Here is a 6,086-nt window from a genome sequence, read left to right on the forward strand (position 1 = left end):
GCCACTCATGGGTAACGACGTACCGGCCCATGACAGCTCAACATTGTCGCTAACTGATCGGTTGCCAACTGATGTCATACCATTTGGCGACCTTGGCTGACTGTGTGGCCACTCATGGGTAACGACGTACCGGCCCATGACAGCTCAACATTGTCGCTAACTAATTGGCTGCCAACTGATCATTGCCAATCTGTGACAGCAAACGGATGATAACGGCGGGCCCTGCGCCCGCCGCTTTCCCTTAATGCAAAGAGGATTTTCTATGGGCACCATCTTCACCCGCTGGATGGCCATCGTGCTGGCTGGTCTGCTGCTGCAAGGCTGCGGCTTTCACATGCGCGGCAACGGCATTCCGAGCGAGCTGATGACCATGAAGGTCGTGGGCGACAACAAGAGCGACTTCTACCGGATGGTTACCACCCGCCTGAAGGCCTCTGGCGTGACCCTGGCCGACAAGGAGGGCATTCCGGTGCTCACTCTGGGTGGCGTAGGCAGCACCAGTCAGGTCGCCTCGGTCAACGCCCTCGGGGTCGACACCGAGTATGTGCTGGGCTTTGGTTCCCAGTTCACCATCTCGGTGCCGGGCAAGCCGACTCAAGTCTTCCCCATCAACTTCAACCGCAGCTTCCTCAACAAGCCGGATGCAGCGCTCGCCTCCTCCCGTGAGCAGGAGCAGCTCAACCGCGAAATGCAGGAGCAGGCGGCCAATCAGGTGATCCGGCAGTTGAGTCAGGTCAGCTTCTGATGCGAGTATTTTGATGAGAGTCTACCCTGAACAATTTGGTGACCACCTCAAAGCAGGGCTTCGGCCCTGCTATCTCGTTTTTGGCGACGAGCCCCTGCTGCGACTGGAGGCCATCGATGCCATACGTCAGGTCGCCCGTAAGCAGGGTTTCGATGAGCGCCACACCTTCGTCGTGGAACAGGGGCTGGACTGGAATCAGGTCTACGATGCCTGTCAGGCGATGAGCCTCTTCTCCGCCCGCCAGATCATCGAGCTGGAGCTGCCCGCCAAGGTGGACAAGGATCTCGCTGCCCGCATCAGCGAAATTGGCAAGCAGCTTCATCCCGACCTGCTGCTGGTGCTGAGTGGCGGTCGCCTCAACCAGACCCAGATGAAGGCAGCCTGGTTCGACAAGCTCTACCAGATTGGCACCTATGTGCCGGTCAACCATCCGGAGCCCAAGTTTTTCCCGCGCTGGATGAGCGCCCGCTTTGCGCGTTTCGGCCTCAAGGCGCTGCCGGATGCCATCAACTTCATGTGCCACTCCTACGAGGGCAACCTGCTGGCCGCCAGTCAGGAGATCGAGAAGCTGACCCTGCTCTCGCCGCCCCAGCCCATCAGCGTCACCTATCTGCAAGAGACCATTATCCGCCACGCCCACTTCACCCCGTTTCAGCTGGTCGATACCCTGCTGGAGGGCAAGGTGAACCGGGCCCAGCGCATTCTGGCCGCCCTGCGGGCCGAAGGCACCGAGCCAGGGATGCTGGCCTGGAGCCTCTGCCGCGAGCTGGAGCAGCTGACCGAGCTGTCGTTGGCGATGCGGGGCGGCCAGCCGCTGGGTGAGCACTTCAGCCGCCTGCGCATCTGGCAGAGCCGCCAGCAGCTCATTCAGCAAGCGCTGACCCGACTGCCGTTTGCCAAGTTGCAGCAACTGTGGCAACTGATGGTGCAACTGGATGACGCCCAGCGCCGCTTCGATACCGAGCAGACCTGGCTGATGCTGCAAACCATTGCCCTCGGCTTTCGTGATGGCACCCCGCTGCCGCTGGTGATGGAGAGCAGCCCGTGCTGAAGTCGCCCATTGGCCTGCTGGGAGGCACGTTCGATCCCATCCATATCGGCCATCTGCGCCCGGCCATCGAGGCCCGTGATGCCATTGGTCTAGCCGAAGTGCGGCTGATCCCGAATCATATTCCGCCCCACCGCGCCAACCCGTTCTGCTCAAGCGAACAGCGCCTCACCATGGTCAAGCTGGCGGCGGCAGAGAACCACCACTTTGTTGTGGATGAGCGGGAGCTTTTGCGTGACAAGCCCTCCTACACCATCGATACCCTTATCGAGCTGCGTCAGGAGCTGCCCGATACGCCGCTCTGTTTTCTGATGGGGATGGATTCCCTGCTGAGCTTGCCAAGCTGGCACCGCTGGCAGGAGCTGCTCGACTACGCCCACCTGGTGGTGAGCAGCCGTCCCGGCTGGCAACCGGATTATCCGGCCGAACTGACTGAACTTCTGGCCCGTCATCAGGTCACAGAGGTCGAGGCACTGCACCGGCAACAGGCAGGCTACATCTGGCTGGCGGACAACCAGCCCATCGAACTGTCAGCCACCCGACTGCGGGCCTTGCTGGATGCGGGACAAGACACCCGCTACCTCTTGCCCGAGCCGGTTGCGCACTATATTGATCAACAGGGGCTCTACCGCGCCATCTGCCGGTAAGACTTCCCAACTGTCCCGTTCCGGTAGGAAACGGGAGTGACCATGATATAATCCGCCGCCCTCACGCTGTCAGGCGCCGGAACAGAGGAGAGACTCATTGCAAGGCCAAGAACTTCACGCCTTTATCATCGACAATATTGATGACATGAAAGGCCGCGATATCATCACCCTCGATGTGCGCGGCAAATCCAGCATCACTGACACCATGATCATCTGCTCCGGCAACTCCAACCGTCACGTCTGCGCCATTGCCCACCATCTGGCCAGTGAAGCTCGCCATGCCGGGCTCGACCTGTTGAGCGTGGAAGGCGAGCTGAGCGGAGAGTGGGTACTAGTAGATATGGGCTCGGTGATCGTGCATGTGATGCAGGATGAACATCGTGACTTCTACCAACTGGAAAAACTGTGGGGCGGTGCCGCTCAAGTGAACACGCAATAACGAAAACAGCAAAGTACCGACATGAAGATTCAGTTGATTGCGGTGGGCACCAAGATGCCCGCCTGGGTAGAGCATGGCTTCGAAGAGTATCGTCGCCGCTTCCCCAAAGACATGCCGTTTGAACTCGTCGAGATCGGCGCAGGCAAGCGGGGCAAGAATGCCGACATCCCCCGCATCCTGCAGAAGGAAGGGGAAGCCATGCTGGCCGCCGCAGGACGCTCGCGCATCGTCACCCTCGACATTCCGGGCAAGCCCTGGACCACGGAGCAACTCGCCGTGCAGCTGGAAGCGTGGAAGCTGGATGGCCGCGATGTGGCCCTGCTGGTCGGCGGGCCGGAAGGCTTGTCACCGGAATGCAAGGCTGCCGCCGAGCAGAGCTGGTCACTGTCACCGCTCACCCTGCCCCATCCGCTGGTGCGGGTACTGGTGGCCGAGAGCCTCTATCGGGCCTGGAGCATCACCACCAATCATCCGTATCATAGAGAGTGAGCCATGCGTCTCTGGAGTCTCACCGCTCATATTCACCCCTATCACAGAGAGTGAACAATGCAGTTCCTGCTCTTATTGCCCCCAAGGGTCTTGAGGTAAAGGCATGCTGAAACAACGCATCGAAATGCGCGATCACAGTGCCGAGGGCAATCTGTTCTTCCGGCGCACCCTGGTAGCCTACATCGGCATCGTCGTGCTGATGCTGGTGCTGCTGGGCAATCTCTATTATCTGCAGGTCGAGTCCTACGACACCTACCAGACTCGCTCCAACTCCAACCGAATCCGCGTGGTGCCGGTGGCGCCGCCACGGGGCCTCATCTATGACGCTAACGGCGTGCTGCTGGCGGAAAACCGCCCGGTCTACAGTCTGGAAATCGTGCCGGAAGAGACCACCGATCTCGAAAAAACCGCCGACCAGCTGATCACCCTGCTGGGTCTGCCGGAGGGCACCAAGGAGAAGTTCCTCGCCGAAGTGAAGCGCCAGCGCCGCTTCAAGCCGGTCCCCCTCTACGAGAAGCTGACCGAATATCAGGTGGCTCTCTTCTCGGTCAACCAGCATAACTACCCGGGCGCCAGCATCGAGGCCTACCTCAAGCGCTACTACCCGTTTGGTGACACCCTCACCCACGCTTTGGGCTATGTGGCCAAGATCAACACCCGTGACGTGGAGCGCCTCGAGAAGGAAGAAAAACTCGCCAACTACGCGGCCACCAAGGATATCGGCAAGCAAGGGGTGGAGAAGTATTACGAGGATGAGCTGCACGGCGTGGCGGGCTATCAGGAGGTCGAGGTAAACAACCGCGGCCGGATTGTTCGCACTCTCAAGTTCCAGCCGCCTATTCCCGGCAAGGATATCTACCTCAACATCGACGTCCGGATGCAGCTCAAGGCCCAGCAACTGCTGGCCGGCCAGCGCGGCGCCATCGTCATGATGGACCCGAGAACCGGTGCCATCATCGCCATGGAGTCCAGTCCGAGCTATGACCCCAACCTGTTCGTGACCGGCATCTCCAGCGCCAACTACTCGGCGCTGCTCAACGATCCGGCGCGGCCGCTGGTGAACCGCACCACTCAGGGCATCTATGCTCCCGCCTCCACCGTCAAACCCATGATGTCGGTGATGGGGCTCAACGAGGGGGCCATCACCCCCAACTACCGCTACTTTGGCGGCCCGAGCTTTTCCATTCCCGGCACGACCAAAAAGTTTCGTGACTGGCGCCGCTGGGGCCACGGCTGGCTCGATGTCTATCGTGCTATAGAGGTATCGGCAGATACCTACTTCTACGACCTCGCCTATCGGGTCGGCATCGACAAGATCCACAGCTACATGACCAAGTTTGGCTTCGGCCAGTACAGTGGCGTCGACCTCTATGAAGAGACCAAGGGCGTCATGCCATCCCGTGACTGGAAAATGGCCCGCTGGCGTCAGCCCTGGTATCAGGGGGACACCATCTCTATCGGTATCGGTCAGGGTTACTGGAGCGCCACGCCAATCCAGCTGGCCAAGGCGATCAGCATCCTGACCCAGAACGGTCACGACGTCACCCCACACCTGCTCAAGAGCACCGCCTCCCAAGCGGGAGTGGTCGATGCACCGATCAACCCGAACATGGCACTCAAGACCAGGAGTGACAGCTACTGGCAGGTGGCGCGTGAGGGGATGTGGCGCGTGATAAACGGCCATGAGGGGACCGGCCGTCGCGCCTTTGCCAACACGCCCTATGTGGCGGCAGGCAAATCAGGCACCGCCCAGGTGGTCAACATGAAAGAGAATCAGGTCTATAACGCCAAGAGTATGAAGGTAGAGCATCGCGATAACGCCCTGTTTGTCGCCTTTGCCCCCTATGAAGCCCCCAATGCGGTGGTGGCACTGGTGCTGGAAAATGCCGGTGGTGGCAGCGCCAATGCAGCCCCAGTCGCCCGTGCCATGCTGGATGCCTACTTGTTGCCTCCCGACCCGCAGTTGCCACCAGCACCGGAAAAGCCGTCCAAACCGAGTGAGGTTGCTACCAATGAGTAATTCAGCCCGTCAGCAGAGTATCTGGTACAAGCTGCATATCGACTTGCCCCTGCTGCTCGGTCTGCTGGCCGTGATGACCCTCTCCATGGTGGTGCTCTACTCCGCCTCCGGTCAGGATATGGACTCCATCGTGCGCCAGCTGGTGCGCGGTGGTCTCGCCTTTGCCCTGATGATCGGCCTGGCCCAGCTGCCCCCCTCCCTCTACGCCCGCTGGTCGGTGCCGCTGTTCGCAGTGGTGGTATTGCTGCTCATCGCGGTGGATGTGTTCGGTCACATCGGCAAGGGGGCCCAACGCTGGCTCGATCTCGGCTTTATGAAGTTCCAGCCCTCCGAGGTGATGAAGCTCTCCATGCCGATCATGGTGGCCGCCTGGCTCAGCCGTCACTCGCTGCCCCCCAAACTCAGCCATGTGGTGATCGCGCTGGTGATGGTACTGTTGCCCACCCTGCTGATCGCCGCCCAGCCCGACCTTGGCACCTCCATTCTGGTGGCCGCCTCCGGTTTCTTCGTCATCTTCCTGGCGGGGCTCAGCTGGTGGCTGATCGGACTGGCGGTACTGCTGATCGCGGCCTTTATGCCGGTGCTCTGGTTCTTCCTGATGCATGACTATCAACGCCAGCGGGTCATGATGCTGATCGACCCGGAGAAAGATCCGCTCGGGCGCGGCTATCACATCATCCAGTCCAAGATTGCCATCG

7 protein-coding genes are annotated in these 6,086 nt (G+C 60.4%); all 7 read left to right on the forward strand.

The window, feature by feature from the left end; genetic code table 11:
- Positions 1-262: 262 nt before the first annotated feature.
- A complete protein-coding gene (locus ACRAUW_RS16240) occupies positions 263-745 on the forward strand; it encodes an LPS assembly lipoprotein LptE (RefSeq protein WP_431363110.1) in 483 nt (160 codons plus the stop codon).
- Between the two features lie 13 nt (positions 746-758).
- Positions 759-1,796 carry a DNA polymerase III subunit delta gene (gene holA / locus ACRAUW_RS16245; RefSeq protein ID WP_431363111.1) on the forward strand — a complete coding sequence of 346 codons (1,038 nt, stop codon included), beginning with the start codon at positions 759-761 and terminating at the stop codon, positions 1,794-1,796.
- Positions 1,790-2,440 carry a nicotinate-nucleotide adenylyltransferase gene (gene nadD / locus ACRAUW_RS16250; protein WP_431363112.1) on the forward strand — a complete coding sequence of 217 codons (651 nt, stop codon included), beginning with the start codon at positions 1,790-1,792 and terminating at the stop codon, positions 2,438-2,440. The genes holA and nadD overlap by 7 nt, the downstream gene beginning before the upstream one ends.
- Positions 2,441-2,537: 97 nt before the next feature.
- On the forward strand, positions 2,538-2,879 hold the full coding sequence (gene rsfS, locus ACRAUW_RS16255) for a ribosome silencing factor (RefSeq protein WP_431363113.1): 342 nt from the start codon (positions 2,538-2,540) through the stop codon (positions 2,877-2,879).
- A gap of 21 nt (positions 2,880-2,900) precedes the next feature.
- Entirely contained in the window at positions 2,901-3,368 is a 468-nt protein-coding gene (rlmH, locus tag ACRAUW_RS16260; protein ID WP_005298242.1) for a 23S rRNA (pseudouridine(1915)-N(3))-methyltransferase RlmH, read from the forward strand.
- A gap of 103 nt (positions 3,369-3,471) precedes the next feature.
- A complete protein-coding gene (gene mrdA, locus ACRAUW_RS16265) occupies positions 3,472-5,388 on the forward strand; it encodes a penicillin-binding protein 2 (RefSeq protein WP_431363114.1) in 1,917 nt (638 codons plus the stop codon).
- Positions 5,381-6,086, forward strand: a 706-nt coding sequence (locus ACRAUW_RS16270; RefSeq protein WP_431363115.1) for an FtsW/RodA/SpoVE family cell cycle protein, incomplete at its 3' end; no start/stop codon positions are given. The genes mrdA and ACRAUW_RS16270, both read left to right, overlap by 8 nt.

This window comes from Aeromonas sp. (genome assembly GCF_050633025.1).
Taxonomy (GTDB): domain Bacteria; phylum Pseudomonadota; class Gammaproteobacteria; order Enterobacterales; family Aeromonadaceae; genus Aeromonas.